Annotated in this window: 22 protein-coding genes and 2 riboswitches; of the genes, 7 read left to right on the top strand and 15 right to left on the bottom strand. The window is 35.7% G+C overall.

The annotated features are described in order from the left end of the window. Position 1: 1 nt before the first annotated feature. Positions 2-829, top strand: coding sequence for a squalene/phytoene synthase family protein (locus AC5WOC_RS02000; RefSeq protein ID WP_496053716.1), 828 nt, complete (start codon positions 2-4; stop codon positions 827-829). Between the two features lie 28 nt (positions 830-857). Here AC5WOC_RS02000 and AC5WOC_RS01995 read toward each other — a convergent pair whose 3' ends face one another. The 4 genes from AC5WOC_RS01995 to AC5WOC_RS01980 all read right to left on the bottom strand — a co-directional run bounded on the left by AC5WOC_RS01995 (position 858) and on the right by AC5WOC_RS01980 (position 4,369). Next, the gene (locus tag AC5WOC_RS01995) at positions 858-1,307 is read right to left on the bottom strand and encodes an SgcJ/EcaC family oxidoreductase (protein ID WP_496053715.1); all 450 of its coding nucleotides are present in this window, start codon (positions 1,305-1,307) and stop codon (positions 858-860) included. Between the two features lie 86 nt (positions 1,308-1,393). Next, positions 1,394-2,554, bottom strand: a complete 1,161-nt coding sequence (locus tag AC5WOC_RS01990; protein ID WP_496053714.1) for an aminotransferase class I/II-fold pyridoxal phosphate-dependent enzyme — start codon at positions 2,552-2,554, stop codon at positions 1,394-1,396. 114 nt (positions 2,555-2,668) lie between these two features. Further along, a riboswitch (SAM riboswitch) is annotated at positions 2,669-2,782 on the bottom strand. 85 nt (positions 2,783-2,867) lie between these two features. Further along, positions 2,868-3,614 (bottom strand): ABC transporter permease, encoded by a 747-nt coding sequence (locus AC5WOC_RS01985; RefSeq protein ID WP_496053713.1) that lies wholly within the window; start codon positions 3,612-3,614, stop codon positions 2,868-2,870. Further along, positions 3,611-4,369, bottom strand: coding sequence for an ATP-binding cassette domain-containing protein (locus AC5WOC_RS01980; protein WP_496053712.1), 759 nt, complete (start codon positions 4,367-4,369; stop codon positions 3,611-3,613). Before AC5WOC_RS01980 ends, AC5WOC_RS01985 begins: the two co-directional genes overlap by 4 nt. 123 nt (positions 4,370-4,492) lie before the next feature. Next, a riboswitch (SAM riboswitch) is annotated at positions 4,493-4,605 on the top strand. Positions 4,606-4,682: 77 nt separating this feature from the next. Here AC5WOC_RS01980 and metH point away from each other — a divergent pair. After that, positions 4,683-8,135 carry a methionine synthase gene (gene metH, locus AC5WOC_RS01975; protein WP_496053711.1) on the top strand — a complete coding sequence of 1,151 codons (3,453 nt, stop codon included), beginning with the start codon at positions 4,683-4,685 and terminating at the stop codon, positions 8,133-8,135. Positions 8,136-8,140: 5 nt separating this feature from the next. Further along, entirely contained in the window at positions 8,141-10,009 is a 1,869-nt protein-coding gene (locus tag AC5WOC_RS01970) for a bifunctional homocysteine S-methyltransferase/methylenetetrahydrofolate reductase (protein ID WP_496054149.1), read from the top strand. 452 nt (positions 10,010-10,461) lie between these two features. Here the strand turns inward: AC5WOC_RS01970 and AC5WOC_RS01965 are convergent, their stop codons facing one another. Both AC5WOC_RS01965 and blaOXA read right to left on the bottom strand, forming a co-directional pair. Beyond that, positions 10,462-11,337 carry a L,D-transpeptidase family protein gene (locus AC5WOC_RS01965; RefSeq protein WP_496053710.1) on the bottom strand — a complete coding sequence of 292 codons (876 nt, stop codon included), beginning with the start codon at positions 11,335-11,337 and terminating at the stop codon, positions 10,462-10,464. Positions 11,338-11,472: 135 nt separating this feature from the next. Then, positions 11,473-12,324: a class D beta-lactamase gene (gene blaOXA, locus AC5WOC_RS01960; RefSeq protein ID WP_496053709.1), complete on the bottom strand. Its 852-nt coding sequence runs from the start codon at positions 12,322-12,324 to the stop codon at positions 11,473-11,475. Between the two features lie 158 nt (positions 12,325-12,482). Here blaOXA and AC5WOC_RS01955 point away from each other — a divergent pair, with 158 nt between their 5' ends. Together AC5WOC_RS01955 and AC5WOC_RS01950 are read left to right on the top strand one after the other, a co-directional pair. Beyond that, entirely contained in the window at positions 12,483-13,373 is an 891-nt protein-coding gene (locus AC5WOC_RS01955; RefSeq protein ID WP_496053708.1) for a LysR family transcriptional regulator, read from the top strand. A gap of 104 nt (positions 13,374-13,477) precedes the next feature. Beyond that, a complete protein-coding gene (locus AC5WOC_RS01950; RefSeq protein ID WP_496053707.1) occupies positions 13,478-15,019 on the top strand; it encodes a DUF4153 domain-containing protein in 1,542 nt (513 codons plus the stop codon). 19 nt (positions 15,020-15,038) lie between these two features. Here the strand turns inward: AC5WOC_RS01950 and AC5WOC_RS01945 are convergent, their stop codons facing one another. The 3 genes from AC5WOC_RS01945 to AC5WOC_RS01935 all read right to left on the bottom strand — a co-directional run bounded on the left by AC5WOC_RS01945 (position 15,039) and on the right by AC5WOC_RS01935 (position 17,197). Further along, on the bottom strand, positions 15,039-15,530 hold the full coding sequence (locus tag AC5WOC_RS01945; RefSeq protein WP_496053706.1) for a hypothetical protein: 492 nt from the start codon (positions 15,528-15,530) through the stop codon (positions 15,039-15,041). Positions 15,531-15,631: 101 nt separating this feature from the next. After that, complete coding sequence (locus tag AC5WOC_RS01940; protein ID WP_496053705.1) at positions 15,632-16,462, bottom strand: aldo/keto reductase; 831 nt, start codon at positions 16,460-16,462, stop codon at positions 15,632-15,634. Between the two features lie 81 nt (positions 16,463-16,543). Continuing rightward, positions 16,544-17,197: a YdcF family protein gene (locus tag AC5WOC_RS01935; RefSeq protein ID WP_496053704.1), complete on the bottom strand. Its 654-nt coding sequence runs from the start codon at positions 17,195-17,197 to the stop codon at positions 16,544-16,546. A 51-nt stretch (positions 17,198-17,248) separates the two neighbouring features. Here AC5WOC_RS01935 and AC5WOC_RS01930 point away from each other — a divergent pair, with 51 nt between their 5' ends. Then, the gene (locus AC5WOC_RS01930) at positions 17,249-17,671 is read left to right on the top strand and encodes a hypothetical protein (RefSeq protein ID WP_496053703.1); all 423 of its coding nucleotides are present in this window, start codon (positions 17,249-17,251) and stop codon (positions 17,669-17,671) included. Between the two features lie 89 nt (positions 17,672-17,760). On the opposite strand, the gene AC5WOC_RS01925 is transcribed toward AC5WOC_RS01930, so the two are convergent. Then, on the bottom strand, positions 17,761-18,390 hold the full coding sequence (locus AC5WOC_RS01925; RefSeq protein ID WP_496053702.1) for a hypothetical protein: 630 nt from the start codon (positions 18,388-18,390) through the stop codon (positions 17,761-17,763). Between the two features lie 145 nt (positions 18,391-18,535). On the opposite strand from AC5WOC_RS01925, the gene AC5WOC_RS01920 reads away from it, so the two are divergent. Further along, a complete protein-coding gene (locus AC5WOC_RS01920; RefSeq protein ID WP_496053701.1) occupies positions 18,536-19,030 on the top strand; it encodes a DinB family protein in 495 nt (164 codons plus the stop codon). A gap of 40 nt (positions 19,031-19,070) precedes the next feature. Here AC5WOC_RS01920 and AC5WOC_RS01915 read toward each other — a convergent pair whose 3' ends face one another. The 5 genes from AC5WOC_RS01915 to AC5WOC_RS01895 all read right to left on the bottom strand — a co-directional run bounded on the left by AC5WOC_RS01915 (position 19,071) and on the right by AC5WOC_RS01895 (position 21,833). Beyond that, the gene (locus AC5WOC_RS01915) at positions 19,071-19,829 is read right to left on the bottom strand and encodes a MerR family transcriptional regulator (RefSeq protein WP_496054148.1); all 759 of its coding nucleotides are present in this window, start codon (positions 19,827-19,829) and stop codon (positions 19,071-19,073) included. A 111-nt stretch (positions 19,830-19,940) separates the two neighbouring features. Beyond that, positions 19,941-20,324: an MmcQ/YjbR family DNA-binding protein gene (locus AC5WOC_RS01910; protein WP_496053700.1), complete on the bottom strand. Its 384-nt coding sequence runs from the start codon at positions 20,322-20,324 to the stop codon at positions 19,941-19,943. Between the two features lie 31 nt (positions 20,325-20,355). Further along, complete coding sequence (locus AC5WOC_RS01905) at positions 20,356-20,577, bottom strand: YdbC family protein (RefSeq protein WP_496053699.1); 222 nt, start codon at positions 20,575-20,577, stop codon at positions 20,356-20,358. Between the two features lie 112 nt (positions 20,578-20,689). After that, positions 20,690-21,226 carry a DUF4309 domain-containing protein gene (locus tag AC5WOC_RS01900; protein WP_496053698.1) on the bottom strand — a complete coding sequence of 179 codons (537 nt, stop codon included), beginning with the start codon at positions 21,224-21,226 and terminating at the stop codon, positions 20,690-20,692. A 100-nt stretch (positions 21,227-21,326) separates the two neighbouring features. Further along, entirely contained in the window at positions 21,327-21,833 is a 507-nt protein-coding gene (locus tag AC5WOC_RS01895; RefSeq protein ID WP_496053697.1) for a DUF4309 domain-containing protein, read from the bottom strand. Position 21,834: the final 1 nt, after the last annotated feature.

Genomic DNA, 21,834 nt, shown 5'->3' with positions numbered 1-21,834 from the left:
AATGAATGAATCTAACACAAGTGCTTTACATAAAGAGGCATTTGTAATATTAGAAAAAACAAGTCGTACATTTTTTATCCCCATCAGCTATTTAACCGATGGATTAAAAGAAGCTGTTGCTGCTGCATATTTGTGTATGAGAGCAATTGATGAAATTGAAGATCATCCAGAGCTTGAATCAGAGACAAAGCAAAAACTATTGTTAGAAACAAGTAAGTTGTTAATAGATGCAGACGTAAATACAGGAACCATCCAGCATGTATACAAGCCATATGAATTATATTTGCCAGAAGTTACCCTTCGTTTAGCTGACTGGCTAGAACTGTGTCCACCCTCCTTAAGAGAACGAATCGCAAAGGCAACCTCTCTCATGGCAGAAGGGATGGCAAAATGGGCAAAGAAAGAGTGGAAAATACAAACAGAAGCGGATTTAGATGATTATACATACTATGTCGCAGGATTAGTCGGCGTTATGCTTTCTGATATTTGGGAGTGGCATGACAACACCAAAACAGATCGTGATTTAGCAATTGCATTTGGAAGAGGTTTACAATCTGTTAATATTCTGCGAAATAAATCAGAAGATAAAGATCGGGGAGTTAATTTCTTTCCAGATGGCTGGGATGTATCAGATATGTTTTCCTATGCTAGGCGTAATTTAGCTTTAGCTGATGCCTATACCGAAAGTCTACAACCTGGCCCTATCCTTCATTTTTGTGAGATCCCTCTCGCTCTTGCTCATGGTACATTGGACGGTTTATCTCAAGGCAAAGAAAAAATAAGTAGAGATGAAGTAAAAGAAATTGTGAAAAAAGTAGTAGGGGAATAAAGTAAAATGAGTTACTCATCGTAGTAACTCATTTTTTATTGCGCTCGTTTTCCAATTCGATGGTCATCTGATTCACTAATTCTGGTCTTCCATGAAAAGCAGCGGGAGTATTTTGGAAATGGGTAATTCTCCATTTTTCTTTTTTACAAATAGCTACTAAGGTTTGAATCGCGTTTAAATCCGGATTTATTTTGTCTTCGTTTGGTGGAGCCATGCCAACGATCGCATGCAGTAAAGCAATCCCATCATTTGGAAAGCGAATATCTTTGATAATCGCAGTAAAAGGAGGGGTCAAATGGTGTTGAAAAATCTCATCTACATGCTCGAAGATTTTTTTCTGTTTACCGATGTAACTTCCATCAAATCCCACCATCTCTCCATTTTTTTCAAATAATGATGCCATTTTTTTTGCATCTCTTTCATTCCAAGCTTTTATCAATTCAATATAGAGTGACTCTATTTGTTCTGCTGAATTCATTCCCTATCACCTCATGTATTTAGTGAATATATCACATTTATCTCATCGATAGCAAAAGAAAACCCTGAATTTCGGGTTTTCTTTTGCTATCGAGCGACTGCATAAGTTATTTTCGTATTCAATGCTTGGGATAAATCAGTTATTAAATCATCTACGTTTTCTAATCCAACAGAAAAACGCAATAATCCATCCGTTATCCCATGTTTTTCTCTTACTTTCGGAGGCATGGCAGCATGAGACATCATAGCTGGATAAGAAAGAATACTTTCAACTGACCCTAAACTAACTGCCACCAAGGGTAAGCGAATTTTTTGGAGTAGTTGCTTTGCCCTTTGAACACTTCCAACATCAAAAGATAATACAGCACCATGACCGCTTGATTGTTTACACTGAATATGATGACCAACGTGTTCTGGTAAAGCTGTATAGTAAACTTTTTCAACTTCCTTTTGCTCTTGTAGCCATTTCGCTAAAATCTCAGCATTTTTAGTAGATAGCTCCAGCCTTGCTTGTAGTGTTTTTATACCTCTTAAGATAAGCCATGAATCTTGAACACCTAGGACTGCACCAATTGCATTTTGCAATAGTTTCACACGTTCAGCCAATTCAGATTCTCTTACTACCACTAGTCCTGCAATCACATCACTGTGCCCTCCCAAAAATTTGGTAGCACTATGCACAACAATATCAAAGCCAAAGGAAAGCGGACGCTGGTAATAAGGGGTTAAAAATGTATTATCTACGATAGACAATAACTGGTATTCTTTTGCTATTTCCGCTACTTGATGCAGATCTGTTACTTTCAAAGTGGGATTGGATGGAGTTTCAATATATATTGCTTTTGTATTGATTTGAATCTCATCTGTAATAGCATTCGGATTGGTTGTATCTACAAATGTACACTCTATCCCAAATCGATTGAGAACTTGTGTCAAAACACGATACGTTCCACCATACACATCTTGAGATACAATGATATGATCACCTTTCGAAAGTAATAACAAAACCGTAGAGATGGCAGCCATTCCAGAAGAAAAAGCAAAGCCACAACAACCACCTTCTAGCTTCGCTATCGTATCTTCCAATGCTTGACGAGTGGGATTGCCACTTCGTGTATAGTCATACTTACCTGGATTATCGACATCAAACTGATGAAATGTAGATGCTTGATAAATAGGAATACTCGAAGCTCCTGTCTGTTGATCCAGTTCATTGCCATTATGCAGTAATAAGGTTTCCACTCTCATCCAAACCACTCCCCTGAAAAAATTACTAGGCATTTTTTGTCTATTTGTCCTGTTATCCACAGCAAAAAGCCTCTTCCCTTAAAGAGAAGAGGCCGGATTTATCCATAGCGCCTTCTCTCATCTATCAGGAAATATCTTTCCTGCAGGAATTGGCACCATATTAATCTTTTAAGATCAATTGGTTGCCGGGCTTCATCGGGCCAGTCCCTCCGCCGCTCTCGATAAGAGAAATATCATTTTCATTTGATTCGAATTTGCTCTAGCTAACTTAAGGATATATGACCAATCACAAGAAGTCAAATAAACCTGTCAATTACATACGAAGTTGATGATATTCGTTAAATAAAGCTTTATAGCTGATTAATCCTAAAATAATACTCGTTAATACAGCTGACGATAATAGCGCAAACACAATAATTAATTGATAACGAACAGCTTGCATCGGATCTGTTCCAGCAATAATTAAACCCGTCATCATACCAGGAAGCTGTACCAATCCCATTGTTTTGGTATTATCAATAACAGGAATTAGACTTGCTCGAATAGCAGTTTTTAAATACGGAAATACAGCCTGTTTCGGTGTGCCGCCAAGCGACAATATCGTTAATATCTCTTGTTTGTTTGCTTTTACTTCGGATTGAAACCGATCTAAAAACAAAGAAGCGTTCATCATAGCACTTCCCACAATAATTCCACTGGTAGGAATAATATATTGCGGTGTTGGTTGTGTGATTTTAAATCCGATCAATACTCCCTGTGTGAGCAATTCTGTAAGCGAAATAGCAAACAATACTCTCATCCGAGAATGAGATAAGTATTTTCCATGTCTGCTTGCATTTTGTGTTGCTACAGCAATCATAATGAAAATCAAAACAATCATAAAAACTGGATTACTCAGATGAAAAATCACCTTTAATAGATAACCTATAAACAATAACTGAACAGCAGAGCGAATTGTCGCTATTACAATATCTTTTTCCAGTTTCAACTTAAAAAGAAGAGATAAAAAAAATGCAATAGCTACAAATGTTAGTGCAAAGGAAAGAGTGAGAAAACTCAAACAGGTACACCTCCTTCTCCTTGTAAAAACAATTTTGACCGCTCTGTTACGGGATTATCAAAAAACTCTTGGGTTCTGTTGGCTTCAATAATTTCACCCTTTTCCATCATCCAAGTATAATCTCCTATTCTTCGGGCTTGTTCTAAACTGTGAGTGACCCACAATACTGTTAAATTCCGCTGTTTTTTAATATCTTTTATCCATGATTCTATTTCTTTTGTGGACGAAACATCCAATGCAGATGTAACTTCATCAAGCAATAAAATATTTGGCTCTACTGCAAGTACTCGTGCTAAAGCAATTCGCTGCTTTTCTCCACCTGACAAACCTTCCGCATTTTGATGTAAAATACTTGCATGCAGTCCCACTTGATTGAGTAAAGTTTCTGCTTTCTCCAAACGTTTACCATGAAGCGCCATACCAATGTTCAAATTTTCGAACACTGTACCTGGAAATATAGTTGCCATTTGAAAAACTAAACCTACTTTTTTCCGCAGCTCTTCCACAGTCCATTCTCGAACTTCTTTCCCATTTATGAATATACTTCCTTTATCTGGTGTTTGTAATAAATTACATAGAGATAATAAACTGCTTTTACCTGAGCCTGAAGCTCCAATAATTGTCGTTATTTTCCCTTTTGCAACTTCAGCATTGATATTTTTTAGAACATGAATTTTTGTATTGTCGTTTGATAAGAAGTATTTCTCCACTTGAACAAATTGAACAGCAATTTCTTGATTACCATGTTTCTCCAACTACAACTCCATCTCCTTAACTCATTGTCTGTAAATGAAACCATAAATTGTCATGCATCTTCTTTTTTCATTATTTTTGTAGTATAATTATTGATTAGATTATACCATTTCAATTGCATATATCTCTTATCAAGAGCGGTGGAGGGACTGGCCCGATGAAGCCCGGCAACCAATTGATCTTAAAAGATTAATATGGTGCCAATTCCTATGGAGTGAATTACTCCATGAGATGAGAGTCGATAAATAAAATTTCGATCACCTTTCATCTCATAGGATGAAAGGTTTTTTTATGACCAAAAAAAGGATGGGAAGCATGCAGCATATTCAACTCGAAGAACGTTTAAAAGAAAAGATATTAATTATTGATGGAGCTATGGGAACCATGTTACAACGTGCAAACCTAACAGCTGATGACTTTGGTGGAGAAGAGTACGAAGGTTGTAATGAATTACTGAATATCACCAGACCAGATGTTATTCTCAAAATACATGAAGAATATTTAGCTGCTGGCGCTGACATCATTGAAACAAATACATTTGGTGCAACCTCTGTTGTTTTAAAAGAATATGACGTTCAACACCGAACTACTGCTATCAATCAAGCAGCAGCAAAAATTGCTTGTGCAGCAAGAGACAGCTTTTACACAAAGGAACACCCTCGATATGTTGCCGGCTCGCTTGGTCCAACAACCAAAACATTGACGGTAACAGGTGGTATCACTTTTCAAGAACTCTCCTTCTCTTATTATGAACAAGTAAAAGCATTGTTGATGGAAGACATCGATCTATTACTGCTTGAAACATCACAGGATACGTTAAATGTCAAAGCTGCTTGTATTGGCATCGAGCGAGCTTTTTATGAAAGCGGAAAACGAGTTCCACTAATTATTTCTGGAACAATTGAGCCAATGGGTACTATGCTCGCTGGGCAAAATATCGAATCGTTTTATCTATCTGTTGAGCATGTTAAACCTATTGCCATTGGTTTAAACTGCGCTACTGGACCAGAATTTATGAAAGATCATATACGCACACTCGCTAATTTAGCAACATGCGCTACTTCTTGTTATCCCAATGCCGGTCTGCCTGATGAAGATGGTAACTATTTGGAAACCCCATCTTCATTAGCAAAAAAACTGGAAGAATTCGCAAAAGCCGGCTGGTTAAATTTAGTGGGAGGTTGTTGTGGTACTACTCCAGAACATATCGAAGCGATCAGCAATGCCGTTGCTGCATATCAACCACGCAAATTAGCCCTTCCTCACCTTCCTGCAGTATCTGGAATTGAACCAGTATTTGTCGAAGAAGATAACCGTCCGCTCTTGGTCGGCGAACGTACTAATGTCATCGGATCGCGCTTATTTAAGTCATGGATTGCAGAAGAAAAATACGAAGAAGCTTCGGAAGTTGCTCGAAAACAAGTAAAAGGCGGAGCGCAAATTATTGATATTTGTCTAGCAGATCCAGATCGTGATGAGCATGAAGACATGGAAAAATTCCTACAATTCGTCACCAAAAAAGTGAAAGTTCCTCTCATGATAGATTCTACCGATGCAAACGTTATTGAAATGGCACTTTCTTACTCACAAGGGAAAGCAATTATTAATTCGATTAACTTAGAAGACGGCGAAGAACGATTCGCTGAAGTGGTTCCCTTCATCCATCAATATGGTGCTACAGTTGTCGTTGGCACAATTGATGAAAAAGGAATGGCTGTATCTCGTGAACGCAAACTAGAAGTAGCGAAACGATCTTATGACTTATTAACAAAAAAGTACCATATCAATCCACAAGACATCATATTTGATCCTTTGGTTTTTCCTGTGGGGACCGGAGACGAACAATATATCGGCTCTGCTTTGGAAACAGTGGAAGGAATCAAGTTAATAAAGCAGCATCTTCCTGCTTGTACTACCATTCTTGGCGTTTCCAATGTATCGTTTGGACTTCCAAATGCAGGACGTGAAGTTCTCAACGCTGTGTATCTTTATGAATGCACGAAAGCTGGTCTAGATTATGCGATTGTAAATACAGAGCGATTGGAACGATATGCATCTATACCAAATGAAGAAAAAACATTGGCAAAAAAGTTACTATTCGAAACTAGTCACTCCAACTATGATGATGTTTTAGCTGCTTTCACAGCATTTTATCGAGAGAAAAAAACAACTACAAAACAAATCACCAAAAAACTTTCCTTGGAAGAAAGGCTGGCTAATTACATTGTAGAAGGATCAAAAGATGGCCTCATTGCTGATATAGACCTAGCCTTACAAAATTATGCTCCTCTTGATATTATCAATGGCCCTTTAATGAATGGCATGGATGAAGTAGGGAGATTATTTAATGACAATCAATTAATTGTTGCAGAAGTACTGCAAAGCGCAGAAGTAATGAAAGCTTCTGTTACTCATTTAGAACCACATATGGACAAGACAGAAACATCATCCAAAGGAAAGATCATCCTTGCAACGGTAAAAGGAGATGTTCATGACATTGGAAAAAACTTAGTAGAAATTATTTTATCCAACAATGGATATGAAATTGTAAACTTGGGGATCAAAGTCACACCTGAACAATTGATTGCTTCCTGTCGGGAAGAACGACCCGATGTTATCGGATTATCTGGTTTATTGGTTAAATCTGCACAACAAATGGTACTTACAGCTCAAGATTTACAATCCGTCGGAATTCATACACCTTTATTAGTGGGTGGAGCTGCGCTTTCTCGGAAATTCACAGAAAATCGAATTGCTCCTGCTTATGATGGTCCAGTACTCTATGCAAAAGATGCGATGCATGGTTTAGAAATAGCCAATAATCTAAGTTCACCAAGCAAACGTCAGTTAATCATAGAACATCAACAGGAAAGAAAAGCAAAAAACGTGCAAAAAGAACGTTCAGATGTGTATATCAATGAACCAATTCGTACTCCTGTTGTACGATCACCTATCGATCGAAAAACAAAATTATTCCCAGCACCAGATTTCTCCCGGCATATTTTGCGAAATTACCCACTGACCCATTTACGCCCTTACATTAACGAACAGATGCTACTAGGTAGGCATCTAGGAATAAAAGGAAATATCGATCATTTATTAGCGGATCGAGATCGCAAAACAATGGAATTAAAACAACAAGTGGATCAATTATGGGAAGAAATAATTGCACAAAATTATTTAATTCCACAAGGAATGTATCAGTTTTATCCAGCACAATCAGATGGAAATACCATCCTGATATATGACCCATCCAACTATATGAAAATAGTAGAAAGATTCCATTTCCCTAGGCAACAAGCAGAACCTTATTTATGTTTATCTGATTTCCTACGACCAGTAGAATCGGGTGAAATGGATTTTGTGGGATTTTTCGCTGTAACAGCTGGAAAAGGAGTGCGTCAACTCGCGGAAAATTGGAAACAAAGTGGTTCCTACCTGTATTCGCATATGATTCAAGCATTAGCACTAGAATTAGCAGAAGGTTTTGCAGAACGAATACACCAAACAATGCGCGATGCATGGGGATTTCCTGATCCATTGGAAATGACCATGAAAGAGCGCTTTGGTGCACGCTACCAAGGTATTCGTGTTTCTTTTGGCTACCCTGCCTGTCCAAACTTAGAAGATCAAGCAAAACTATTTCACCTCCTTCAACCAGAAGATATCGGAATCGAGTTAACTGACGGATTTATGATGGAGCCCGAAGCCTCAGTATCAGCAATGGTATTTGCTCATCCGCAAGCTCGTTACTTTAATGCTATTTAGGAGGGATTGCATTGAAAGAATCGATTCTCGATTATTTAAAAAAACAAGTACTACTCGGGGATGGTGCAATGGCCACTTACTTGTTTCAGCAAGGTGTCCCTGTGCGCACTTGTCAAGAAGAATTGAATATCAGTGAACCTTCGCTTATCGAAAGTGTTCATCGAGCATATATTAAAGCAGGTTCGAAAATGATAGAGACAAACACTTATGGTGCCAATAGGGAACGTTTATGCCGTTATGGACTAGAAAACAAAGTGGCCAAAATCAATCGTGAGGCGGCTGCTATAGCAAAAGAAGCTGCACAAGGCGATGCATATATTTTCGGATCTATCGGTTCAATATTAGCTGGACGTGTGATGGAGTATAATCCGGAAGAGTACATGGACCTGTTCGAAGAACAAGCTACAGCTCTTTTATATGGAGGAGTGGATGCAATACTCTTAGAAACATTTTTGGATTTACACGAATTGAAAATAGCCGTTCAAGCAATACGAAACATAACCAATATCCCGCTATTTGCACAGTTTTCTTTGCTAGAAGTTGGTCGCACGAGAGATGCATACTCCCTATCTGAAGCATTTGCTGAACTAGATGGAAAAGTGGATGGAGTGGGATTAAATTGCCGCCTTGGTCCAGTAGAAACCCTTCGCAGTTTAGAAAAATGTATTTTACCAGAATCGTTGTTTCTGTCTGCATTTCCGAACGCCGGGCGTCTCGGAATCTCAGATGGAGAAGTGAAACATAAATCGCATCCATCTTACTTTGCAGAAACAGCAGAATTGTTATTGGAACAAGGGGTTTCTATCGTTGGTGGATGTTGTGGAACCCAGCCGGCTCATATTACACAAATAAGAGAGATAGTAGATAAATATAAGCCAAAGCAAAGGAAAAATCCTGCTATAGATGAATTATCTACACATCGAATCAAAAAAATCTCGATAAGAGAACAAAAAAAAGACTCCATTGTTTCCAAAGTAAAAAAACAACGTACGATTATTTGTGAGTTTGATACTCCAAAAGATCTAGATACAAGAGAATTCTTTCATGGTGTTCGCATGCTGCATGAAGCTGGAGTCGATTCCATTACAATGGCAGATAATGCGCTGGCTACCACTCGCATGAGTAATCTAGCACTAGGAGCTATCATGAAATCAGAGATGGGACTTGATCCGTTGCTACACATTGCATGCAGAGATCGAAACTTGATTGGCCAACAATCCCATCTCATGGGATTACATGCACTTGGCATTGATCAAATACTAGTTATCACCGGGGATCCCTCTCGTATTGGTGACCTACCGGGCGCAAGTTCCATCTATGATGTCACGTCTTTTGAACTAATACGTATGGTCAAACAACTAAATCAAGGAATCTCTTTTTCTGGAAAACAATTAAATCAAACAGCCCGCTTCCTTGTTGGCACTGCATTTAATCCACATGTTAGGAAAATAGAAAAAGCAGTAGAACGTTTGGAGAAAAAAGTGGAAGCTGGTGCCGATTTTGTGATGACACAGCCTTTGTATGATTCAGAAAGTATCGAACGGCTGTATGAAGCTACCAAACACCTTTTGATTCCCATTTTTATTGGAATCATGCCGATCACTAGTTACCGCAATGCGCTTTTTTTGCATAACGAAATACCAGGTATAAAAATCTCGGAACATGTTTTAACGCTGATGTCGCAAACAAACGAACCAACAAAAGCAAAACAATTGGGTATCACTATTACAAAAGATTTATTGGATCATGCAATGGGAAAATTTAATGGAATTTATTTGATCACCCCGTTTTCTTTTTGGCAAATGAGTGCAGAGCTGACACATTATATTCGTCAAAAAGATGAACAACTTGAGAGCATAACCCAATCTATCTAAAGAAAAAGCCCATCTGCTCAATGATGGGCTTTTCTTTAGATTATTGTATTTGTTAATCAAAATGATATCCAAAACTTATTTTGTTTGCTGTGTTATCCATGATCCAAATTAAAACTTTTATTTTCGTCATTTTCTTATATTTTTTTTGACGGTATGTTCCTATGACTACAACTCCCACTACTATCAGAACTATAAAAATCCATTGTAGAACAGGATTTACTGCAAAGAAATCATGGATAATTTTTCTTTAACAATCATCTTTGCAGCTGTAAAGACAAAACAGCCGAACCGATGATAACGATAATCGGAAAACGCTCGATCCATTTTAAAATTACATTTTGCATAATTACTAACTGTTGCTTATTGCTCAAAGATACTTATACTCGCATTCATTAATTCTAAATGCTAATGAAAAAACAACTACCTTCGTTTGGCAGTTGTTTCATATCAGTCTAATTGTTAGAAGTATTCACGTTTAAGATGCCACTCTTTTTCACTAAAAGATTCCAAGTTTCAGGTCCTGGATAACCATCCGCATCTTGCCCTGGTTTGGTACCTTTCCATCCTTGTGCTAATTGGAATTCTTGTACATTTAATCGATCAGCTTCGGTAAATGTGTTAGAAGGCCCAACACGATAATGTTTACCATATCCAGTTTTTTGTAACATGACACCTAGTTGATAAACATATTTGTTATTTGCCCCTTTGGTAAAATACTTTTTACCTGGATAGGAAGCACTGAAATTGGAAAAAGACTTTGCTCCTACTTTGGGATCGCCTTTCCATTTTCCATCACTTGCACCCGTATGAATCCATACAGCAGTATTCAGCGGCACAATGTTGAACAACTCAACCACATCTTTGTTTAACATGCGTATACAACCATGAGAAACATGTTTACCGATCGAACTTGGATTATTGGTCCCGTGAATCCCATAATATCTTCCGCCATCACCAAAAACATTTAATCCATTCCATCTTACTCCAAGTGGGTTATTTGGATTTGGTTTTCCATTAACTGTTCCAGGAACATTTTTCCATTGCGGATTAACCGTTTTTAATACAATTGCAAACGTTCCCTCTGGAGTTGCTGATGCTGGAATCACTTTTGATCCAGCTGGAATTCTAGCTGTATTAGCACCAGTAGCAACAGGAAATACTTTGATTACTTTTCCATTCTGGTAAAGATAAAGCTTATTGGTTGTTTTATTGACCTCTATCTTATAGGAAGCGGCTGCTGCATTTGATTGAACCGGCACAGTAAAACCTACTAGTGTAGCCATGACAATTGCCATGGATAAAAACAGAAAAACTTTGAGTTGCTTCATTTTTCTCTCCTCTATCTTTTCTCTCTGTTGCATATTTAGCATAGCGAAAAATCTAACTATTGAAAAGAGAGATTCTAGTGTCATTTCTGTTAAAAATAAATAAAATCCCTGACCGAAATCAGGGATAAAAGTAGATTATTCATAAATATGCTTGTCTTTTAATATATTCAATGTAATTTCTTTTGCTTTGCTGCTGCTAGCATTATTCGCTGCTTCAATGTTTGTTGCAAAGATATACGTATTACCTTCTTTTTCAACATATCCGATAAACCAGCCATTGATTGGTGTACCATTAATCACTGCATTTTCCCAACCTGTTCCCGTTTTACCTGATAAAGTTGCTCCATTCTTGTGTTCCATAACAAGTACTTGTTTCACAATATCAATATTTCGTTTTGAAAATGGGAGCTGGTAGTTATAAAATCTTTTTAGAAATTCTACTTGTTCCAAAGGAGATATTTTCAAAGAAGACTGTAACCAAAAGTTTGTCAATCCACCAGAAATATTTTTATTTCCATATGGAATTGCATTTAGATATAGCTGTTCACGTTGGGTGCCTACATATTGAGCGACTCGTTGAAAATACCAAATCGTTGAATTTTGAACAGCCATTGTCATGGTTTGATCTTGGTTCCAACTTTCAAATGGATAAACCGTTCCATCCCATCGGTACGTTGTATTTTGATCTTTAAGTACTCCTGTCTGTAAACCAATTAGGGCGTGTGGAACTTTAAAAGTAGAATTTGGCGATACCCGTTTGACACTTTTTTCCTTGTTATAGATGGTGTACTTGTTTTGTTTGGTGTCAAACATTACAAATGTCCCATCAAATCCTGTGAAATAATTTTGTAAATTTTCATACTGAACTTGCGGTTTGGAAACATGTTTATTTACTATTTTTGCATCTGATTGGGATAAGGAACCAAATATCCCCCCTACTGCTACACTTGCAACTACCAAAGAGCGTACTACTTTTTGTAAAATCATGTTTGCCTCCTTAACAAGCTTTGACTACCACCAACTCTTTTTCTTTTCTTTTTTGTTGGCAAGTTTTATGATAGCAAAACAAATAATGGGGTAAGTAATAGCAAACATCTATAGCCCCTATAACCAAAAGTTATAACATCTTAAAAAGAGGGACATCTATGCTAACTTTTCAACAACTATACTATTTTGTTACTACTGTACGATTAGGAAGTATCAATAAAGCTTCCAAAATTCTATATATATCCCAACCTGCCCTAACTAAACAAATGCTGAAATTAGAAGAAGAAACCAACTGCAGATTAATGGATCGAACACATAAAGGAATAGAGTTAACCGAGGCGGGTCAATATTTGTATAACCAAGCAAATACAATATTAGAAAAATTAAAGGAAACAGAAAGACATCTGCACCAGTTTCGACGTAAAAATACAGTTCGAATTGGTGCGCTTCCCAGCATTGCAAATTACTATTTGCCAAATTATTTTCATCAAAAACATTTATCTTTTGTTCCTAAAATATTTGTTCAAGACATTACTCAGATGCTTGCTAATGCTGTGGAACAAGAGCAAATTGACATGGCTATCGTCCAAGATTACGATGAATTTTCGTCTTTAGAAATCATTCATTTATTCACAGAACGGTACTTACTCGTTATCCCGAAAAATCATCCATTGTCTGTCTATGAAGAGATTCATTTTCAAGATATCATCACTTATCCAATACATATGTGGCATGATCCGAGCGATTTACGTCAATCTTTGCGAACCTTTTCCAATCACTTTCAAACAGAGCCCACATTTATTGATGTACCGTGGAACGAGTCATTAGTTGCTCATGCTCTTATGCACAGAGGTATAACATATGTACCTGAATTAGTAGGAAGACATATCGATACCAACGATGTAAACATACGATCAATAAAACCGAGATCATTTGGACGTAAAATTCAAGTAATAGTTAAAAAAGAAAAAAGAGAACTCGCATATAAGATCTTTTCTGAACCAAATCTTTTTGATACGATGCCAATCAATTCCATCTATCATTTTTAAGTAACTAAACATTTATCACGAAAAAATATAAGACTATATATTTTTCGTGAATATTTCAATTTTCGTGTATAATATCCAAAGATTATTATACAAGGAGGTTGTTTATGACAGAGTCTACCAAACAACCAGATAAGAATATAGTACTGTTATTAGGTAGTTTCGTTTTAGGGGTAATCTTTGATTATTTATTTTTTGATAAGACACTCGGAGTTTCATTTCCTATTTTTTGCATTCTCTTTTCTATTTTTTTCTTTTATATTTTCCGGGATAAATTCGTATTTGAAAAGACGTTTGAATGGTTTCTATACATCCCTATCTTTTTATTAAGTCTTACGTATCTTCTATTTTCTAGTACTGATTTCATGGCTATAAATATACTAATGATTGGTATACTCTTTCTTATACAGTCGGTACTATTAACCAAAAACAATAAATATGCATGGAACAAAGTCGCTTTTTACGCCCAATTATTTGTGATAACAATCGAATCTTTTGCAAATATATTGGTTCCATTTAAAATTGTTGGAGAATGGGTGAGATCAAAAAGCAAACGCACAGCATACGGAGTAGTTGGTAAAATCGTCATTGGTATCTTATTTTCTTTGCCTCTTATTGGCATTATTGTCATGTTACTGAGTTCTGCTGACAGTATTTTCAATGCATGGATAAGTGCCATTCCAAATCTAATTGGAAAGATTGACTTAGGTATATGGCCTTTACATCTTTTGGTTATATTGTTTTTTTCATTTGCTGCCATCATGTATCTATGGTCGTTAAAATATCCATCTGAATATATCCATCTTCCTTCATCACCAACCAAAGCGAGAAAATTACATATTGATGGGATCATTACGTTAACCATCCTTGTTCTAATCAACCTCATTTATGTCCTGTTCACCTTTATTCAAGTGTCCTATTTATTCGGAGAAGCAAAAAATTTGCTGCCAAAAGATGTTACATATGCACAATATGCAACAGAAGGTTTTGACCAACTGGTTACTGTAACTATATTAAACATATTTATTGTGATGCTAGTAATCTATTTGGTAAAAAAAACTCAGTCCTCTATTTATCGATCGATCCAAATTTTACTCAGCTTGCTGACTGCTTGTACAGGTTTAATATTGCTTTCTGCTTTTTTGAAATTGTCTTTATATGAGAAAATGTATGGATATACTTATACACGTGTGCTTGTTCATTCGTTCATGATTCTCCTTTTATTTTTATTTATTGTGACACTAATCAAAACATGGAAAAATGATCTTTCCTTATTTAAAAGTTATGTTGTTGTTTTTTTGGTTTGGTATGTTTTATTAAATTATATAAATATCGACCACTTCATAGCACAACAAAATGTAAAACGATACTACCAGCATCCTAATCAGGTTACTAACCATCAAAACAATACTTATGATGAATATGATCGATATGGTGACACAAAATATGTAGATCTCTATTATCTGCAACAACTGTCATATGATGCTGTCCCTGCTCTCATCGAACTGCGTAAAGAACCTGGATTAAGACCTGTTATTGATAAACAACTGGCTGAAATAAAAGGAAGGTTGCAACAAGAAAATCAGCATTGGACCTCTTTTAACTTTTCACGATACCGCGCCGCACAATTACTGAAGAACATAAAATAAAACAGCCGTTTTGGCTGTTTTATTTTATGTTCACTTTCGTATATTTTTTTAGTTCTTGAAGTATCTGATCTGACTTTACATCCAATGATTTTAAAGAAATACGGGCAGATGCATTGCCTTCTTTCATTTTAATAGTCAGCAAACCCGATTGAAAACCAAAACGCTTGAATTCTATTCCTTCCATTTGATTCCAAGGGAGAAAAAATTGCTGAGACGATATATCATATTTTGTGAGACCTTTTTTTGTAATAGTAAGAACTGGTTCTTTTATCTTTAAAAATCTATAATACAAACGGAAATTTCGAAAAGAAGTATAGACTAAATAGGCAAAGAAAACAGCAGGAATTAACAACAGTAAACGTTCCCATATAAAATTAGCTGAATCGTTTAATTCTACTATCCCGAAAAATATAGTTAAACAAAAAAAAGTCACAGAAAGAAAAAAGAAAAACTTCAGTACATTTTTGGAAAATTGGTTCATTGTTGCGGTTCGATTTTGATAAATTTTCATGGCTATCTCCCAATGATTTTCATCTGTTGTCCTTCTACTATACCGTTTTGTAAAAAAAGAAACCATGTTTTTGACATGGTTTCTTTTTGGGGCTCCGTTGCTTAAAAATCAAAATTATCTGGGTCTGGACCAAAACGATAGTCTTTGTTTTGTTGATCAAGTTTTGTAACATCTTCCGCCTCTAAGTGAAAGTCAAAAATATTTGCATTCTCTTCAATCCGGCTAGGTGTAATTGATTTTGGAATGGTGATGACATTTTTTTGTATATCCCAGCGAAGGATAATTTGCGCAGGTGTGCGTCCGTATTTTTCTGCTAGTTGTAAAATCAATTGATCTTCTAAAAAATGCCCTTGCATGAGTGGGCTCCATGCTTCTATTTGAATTTGATGCTTCTCGCAGAATTCTCGCAATGTATTTTGTGTCAAGTATGGATGAAACTCAACTTGATTTACCATTGGTACAATCTCAGCATTTGCAATCAATTTTTCCAAATGATGTGTTTGGAAATTACTAACTCCAATCGCCCTTACTTTCTTTTTTTTATATAAAGTTTCCAGTGCACGCCACGTCTCTGTATATTTATCTGCAACTGGCCAATGTATAAGATAAAGGTCAATATAATCCAAACCTAATCTTTTTCTGCTCTCTTCAAAAGCGTTTAATGTAGAATCATATCCTTGATCACTGTTCCACACTTTTGTGGTGATAAATAATTGCTCTCGATCAATATCGCTTCTAGCAATTGCTTTTCCCACACCTGCTTCATTTTTATAAACTTTTGCAGTGTCAATACTACGATAACCTACTTGAATCGCGTGTTCCACTGCCTGTTCTACAACTTCACCTTCAGGAGACTTCCAAACTCCTAAACCCAATACCGGCATTTTAACACCATTATGTAATGTAATCGATTGAGTTAAACTTGTACTCATTTTGTTTCCTCCCTACATGTGTGATGGTAACACAAAAAAACCTATCTCAATGTATTTTGATAAGTATCCTACTGCATTGTATCATAAACCCGGAATTGTTTCTGCAAGCGAAATAATATCTCCCTTTTGTCCATAGTGAACAATTCGAAGATATTCACCAAATACAAAAGACCTGCTAAATGCTTTATTCATCCAATTGGTACGTGTGATAACTTGATCCTCCCAAGGAGATGTATCGAAAGGAAAAGGAACAAATGAAAGTGTATTTGGTAAATGTTTTTGTAATGTTCGATACTGTCTTCCTGCACCATAACTCTTACAAACAAAACCAAAGGTATGAATGGCAGAAAAATCAATCAGGTGTTTGGAAAATAAGATATTTTCAAGCGAATCGGTAGATTGATCCTCCACAAAAATAATATTTTCCGGCACACCTGAAGCAACTAACATCTCTTGCATAAAACCTGCTTCTGATCTATTGCCGTATGTCCATGTTGAATGACGAATCGCTTTTTGTTTTACCCCTCCTGTTACGATTATCTTATCTATGTTCATTTTTTGATATAATTGGAGAGCAGTTTGCCAACATCCTGGATGTGTTCCTCCAAATACAAATAATACATCACATTTGTTTATGGGCTGAACAAGTAACTTTTTCTCCAGAAAAACGATATTTGTTAAAGCTTTAATTTGTTGTGCTGTTAAGGGAGGTACATCGGGACATTTCGGTATCACTATTTCATTCCTCCTCTATCTTTTACGTACGAAATGAAGGGAGTTATAAAAATGCCAGAATATTATCAGGAAACATTTTATGATGATCTTGACGATTTCAATCACATACTGGGATCTACGTTAATGGAAATTGAAACCAAAAAAAAACTTTTGTCAGATGAAAACGACATCGAAACGATAAAACATTTTTTATCTACAACTACTCTGTCGAACAGCTTGCCCTTATTGGATAAATTAATAGAAACTATAGAACCTTCCCTGTTGGATGAATTCAAGAACTTTTCCGATATGGATGAACAAGTTCAGTTAGATAAAGAAGTTCTGGAAGATTGTAAAACTATTATTAAAGGTATATTAAATAACTTGGAAGCTGAAAAAAAGTTAGCAGAAGAATGGAGAGAAACACTTATTGATTATTTGAAGGAAAAATTAAGCAGTTCTAATATTTTGATTTTAGATACTTTTTATTCTTAAAAAATCGTCGTCTATCTTTATTTTATCATAATTGAACCAAAAGGCAGAAAAGTAGACCGATTTGATCTACTTTTTTGTCCCTTATTTGTTCATCCTAATGGAGTAAGGATAAAACTACTGATTAGTAAAGGCAAATACCACAAAACAAAAGTTGTTACGATTACGACGGATACTGGCAAGTCCATCACTTTTTTATATCCTATTATCGTTACTATCCAATTCCATATCGTGAAGATAGAAATAAAGCTAAATGCAATAGACAGGTGTCCTACCGGAACTTGCAAAAAATCTTGTAAATTATAAGTAAAAAAGTTCTTTTTCCACTCAGTAACATGGGCAATCGCTTGTATAATTAATTCAACTGCAGGTATTACTTGTAAAAAAATAGATAAAGAAAGTAAAGTTTTGATAGGTATTGATAAGTGAAATGCTTTTGTTATTACATATAATAAAAGCGCTGTAAAACAAATAATTAGTAGAAAAGAAAACAAATCAGCTAACAACAAACCAGCGGACATATACGTATACGATACATGAGGTGGAGTTTGCACCGCATTTACATCCCACTGCTCTGTTTTCACCCTTGTTGCAAACAACATTGCTATCACATGTATGATACAAATGAGCAACAATGAAATCCATATGGCTGGTCGTTCTTTCAAACGCTGAAATTCAATATGTGGTCTCCAAATCAACCCCACCAACAATGGTTTTTTCAAAAATTATCTTCCTCCTTGCTTTGTTCTACACTGCAATTCCTAGTGTTTTAGGTCGAGGTAGATTTTACATTTTGTGTGAGTAGAACAGATATGAAATAATAATACCATATTTGCATTTACATGTTTTCTTTCGAGGTGTAGAAAAATGAATCAAACCCAATATGAATGGGTGAAAGAATCAAGAAATGTCTTGTTTGATTTTTGTGATGAATTAGATCCAGACGACTTTACACGACAGATGACTGGATTTGGATATTCTTCCATTCGCAATTTACTTGTTCATGTAGCTGAATGTTATATCGCTTGGCTTGGCTCTTTTGTTCTATTAAAAACAAAAAAACCATTTGTTCCTAATGCATTTCTTCAACAAATGGATCTACAGGCTGTAAAAGATAGGTTTAATCAAGCAGATGAATATGTAAAAGATATTTTCCAAACCTTATCTTCTGAACAGAGGGATACATTTATGGAGCGAGCACTTCCTTGGAAAAACAATGAAGAATTTGTTACTGTCACCCCAAATAAATTATTGATGCATACAGTAACACATGAATTCCACCACAAGGGGCAGGTTGTAACAATGGCTCGCCAAATGGGCTACGATGAAATCCCTGATACGGATATATTTCGTTTTGATTAGAAGAACCAGCTATGCGTAAAGTCATAGCTGGTTCTTCTAATTACGTCTTCGCATATATTTCGATAGCATCTTTCAAAAATTTTGCTAGACCTGATTGGTGTTTGTCATAATATGCTTTAAACCGCTCATCTTCCACATACATATTTGCTAACCCGACATGTGCTTCTTTACTGTAATCTTTCCAATAGTACATGAGCCATTGTTTGTGTAGTTGAACTGCCTTCTGAGCTGTTTGACTGGCAGGATCACCTGTATGGTAAGCTTCGGCAAGTGTTTGAATAATTTTATCTGCTAATTCACTTACTATTTCATAATCGGTTTGTGACATATGACTTACTTTTTGGTTGGACTTATTTACCATCTCATCTCCATACTTCTTGCGTATCTCCTCCCCATATTTCGCTTCATTTTCTTCCATCATTGTCTTTTTAAATCCCTCAAATTTTTCTTTATCTGACATCTCTATTCTCCCCTCTAATGATGCAATCGTTTTCGCAACATTTTTAATCAGTACATTCAATTTTTGTTGTTTGTCTAAAAGTTTTTGATGATGTTCTCTCAAAGCTTTTCCTTTGTCAAAATCAGGTGAATGAACAATGAGTTGAATTTCTTCTAAGGGAACATCCAGTTCCCTATAAAAAAGAATCTGTTGAAGCAAATTCACTTCCTGTTGTCCATAAATGCGATATCCTGAAGAATTAACCCTGCTTGGTTTTAATAAACCTATCTCATCATAAAATCGAAGGGTTCTCGCAGTAATACCAGCTAAATTTGCCAGTTTTTTCACTGTATATTCGATAACTATCACCTCAAGCAATTTCTATTCTAAACGTTGACGTAACGGAAAGGTCAATGGTTATTTTGCTTGCTTATCTCAAACAAAAACAGAGCTGGTCAGCTCTGTTTTTGTTTATAATTTACTTCTATTATTGACTTTTTTCCAATAACTAACTAACTGTTGTGGTGCCGCGCGAAGATATGCTTCTTGAAGCAATTCGGTCAATTCTTCCCAGTCTGTTTCACTGGGTTGAGATATCGAAACCCATCCATGACGGCCAATATAGGGAGTTTTAAAAAAGCGCTCATCTTCCAAAAGGAATGTTTGCATTTCTGTGCTAGACTTAAAACATATTCCTGCTCGATCGGTTATTTTGACGAAGGATTTTCCACGAACTTGAAAGGTTATGTAGCCAAAACCATCTTTCTTCTCAATCACTTCGGGCAATACTTTGCAAATTTGACGTGTTTTTTTAATTATGTATGTCCATTCTTCTGATGAGCGTTCCAATTCCATCCATAGCCTTCTTTCTCCAGAGTAACTATTTTTACAAATCCATTTGATTTAATAGATCTCTTAACTTTCGCATTTCATCTGATGTTAGTGTTACACCTTTGCCCATTTTTTCATGATCATCGGACCATTCCCTCAAATCATATTTTTCTTTTCGATCATTCCAGCTGATCAGGTTTAATTCTTTTTTCCATCCTTTGGATGATTCAGACAAAACACCAATTTCATCTTTTATTTCATATTTTATATTTGCCACTTAATACAGCCCCTTCTCTACCGTAGACGATAATGTATTAGACTTCTTCAAGAACGTTTGTTTTATTATAACAAAAAAATCATGACCTCTTACAGAGATCATGATCAAAAAATTAAGAAACAGTTACTTCCTTTATCGTGGATGGTGCAGTCCCTTTATCGTTGTAATAAAAAGCGATGACCAATGTGTGTTTACCTGCTTTATAAGTTACATAAACACCATCTTCTCCTTTGACTTCTTTTACAGGTTTTCCTAGGGTTTGTTTTACTTCTTTGTAGGTAATATCAAAATAACTTTTATCAGAAGAATTAATCGTAGTTACTTTCCCGCTTTTTGCAACAAAATTGATACTGCGTTTGCTATAGTAAATATAGGTTGCATCGGAACCTTCGTCTGGTTTGCCCCATTTTTTAACAATATCCTTTGTTTTGGATTGCAGACCAAAGTTTTCACTGTTTACTGTTTTACCTTTTGTTGCGTATTCTTTAATTTTTTTTATGGTTTGTTGATGGGAAATTTTCTGCACAGGTGCTACGATTTTTGTATTTGTTGCAGCATGTGTTGTATTTATTGTAGTAAATGCTATACCAGTCACAAGTAATCCTGTTGCTAAGCTAAAAGCGATTGAAGATTTTTTCCAACTTTTCATTTTCATCATCCTTTTTATTGAAGATGATTTAATAATAAATATTTTTTGTATCAAAAAGATATCAAAATGTATCCATGTTGTATCAAAAAATTGATAAAATTTAGTACTCTTTCCCGATATAGTAATATTTTAAATGTGTATTTGGCAGTTGATTGTTGGGAACATCTAATCCAAACCAAATAGAATAATTCCCTATATGATAATAAATTAAATGATCGCCTGAGTCATTGTACTCATCCACTGGTTTACCTAATATTTGCAAAATATCCGTTAAAGATACTTTTTTTATCAAAGGATCATAAGTGGTTATCTGATCAATCTTTTTATTTTCATCATAGCTGATTTCGATATTGCCTTTTCGAATATACATAGAACCGTCATTTTTACCCCATTGTTTTGGTATCTTTTGCATAGATGATCCCAATGGATACTCACAAAATAAAACTTTCCCTTCTCTTGTATTTTTTACAATTTGCTGTAAAATTTGCACTGCCTGTCTTGTAGATGAACTATTAACTGTTTCCGTTTTCAAAATAGCTGTACCTTCTTTACTACAAGCTGCTAAGCATAACAAACTAATAAAGAGTATGATGTGTAAACGTTTCATT

This window comes from Shimazuella sp. NTD247 (genome assembly GCF_059510415.1).
This window is presented reverse-complemented; position numbering and strand designations above follow the sequence as displayed.

Bases quoted from the DNA above. Each gene is read 5' to 3' on its own strand.
- AC5WOC_RS01920 (WP_496053701.1), top strand. From the start codon at position 18,536: ATGAATCAAACCCAATATGAATGGGTGAAAGAATCAAGAAATGTCTTG.
- AC5WOC_RS01950 (WP_496053707.1), top strand. From the start codon at position 13,478: ATGACAGAGTCTACCAAACAACCAGATAAGAATATAGTACTGTTATTA.
- AC5WOC_RS01945 (WP_496053706.1), bottom strand. From the start codon at position 15,530: ATGAAAATTTATCAAAATCGAACCGCAACAATGAACCAATTTTCCAAA.
- AC5WOC_RS02000 (WP_496053716.1), top strand. From the start codon at position 2: ATGAATGAATCTAACACAAGTGCTTTACATAAAGAGGCATTTGTAATA.
- AC5WOC_RS01930 (WP_496053703.1), top strand. From the start codon at position 17,249: ATGCCAGAATATTATCAGGAAACATTTTATGATGATCTTGACGATTTC.
- blaOXA (WP_496053709.1), bottom strand. From the start codon at position 12,324: ATGATTTTACAAAAAGTAGTACGCTCTTTGGTAGTTGCAAGTGTAGCA.
- AC5WOC_RS01990 (WP_496053714.1), bottom strand. From the start codon at position 2,554: ATGAGAGTGGAAACCTTATTACTGCATAATGGCAATGAACTGGATCAA.
- AC5WOC_RS01895 (WP_496053697.1), bottom strand. From the start codon at position 21,833: ATGAAACGTTTACACATCATACTCTTTATTAGTTTGTTATGCTTAGCA.
- AC5WOC_RS01995 (WP_496053715.1), bottom strand. From the start codon at position 1,307: ATGAATTCAGCAGAACAAATAGAGTCACTCTATATTGAATTGATAAAA.
- AC5WOC_RS01955 (WP_496053708.1), top strand. From the start codon at position 12,483: ATGCTAACTTTTCAACAACTATACTATTTTGTTACTACTGTACGATTA.
- AC5WOC_RS01940 (WP_496053705.1), bottom strand. From the start codon at position 16,462: ATGAGTACAAGTTTAACTCAATCGATTACATTACATAATGGTGTTAAA.
- AC5WOC_RS01965 (WP_496053710.1), bottom strand. From the start codon at position 11,337: ATGAAGCAACTCAAAGTTTTTCTGTTTTTATCCATGGCAATTGTCATG.
- AC5WOC_RS01900 (WP_496053698.1), bottom strand. From the start codon at position 21,226: ATGAAAAGTTGGAAAAAATCTTCAATCGCTTTTAGCTTAGCAACAGGA.
- metH (WP_496053711.1), top strand. From the start codon at position 4,683: ATGCAGCATATTCAACTCGAAGAACGTTTAAAAGAAAAGATATTAATT.
- AC5WOC_RS01910 (WP_496053700.1), bottom strand. From the start codon at position 20,324: ATGGAATTGGAACGCTCATCAGAAGAATGGACATACATAATTAAAAAA.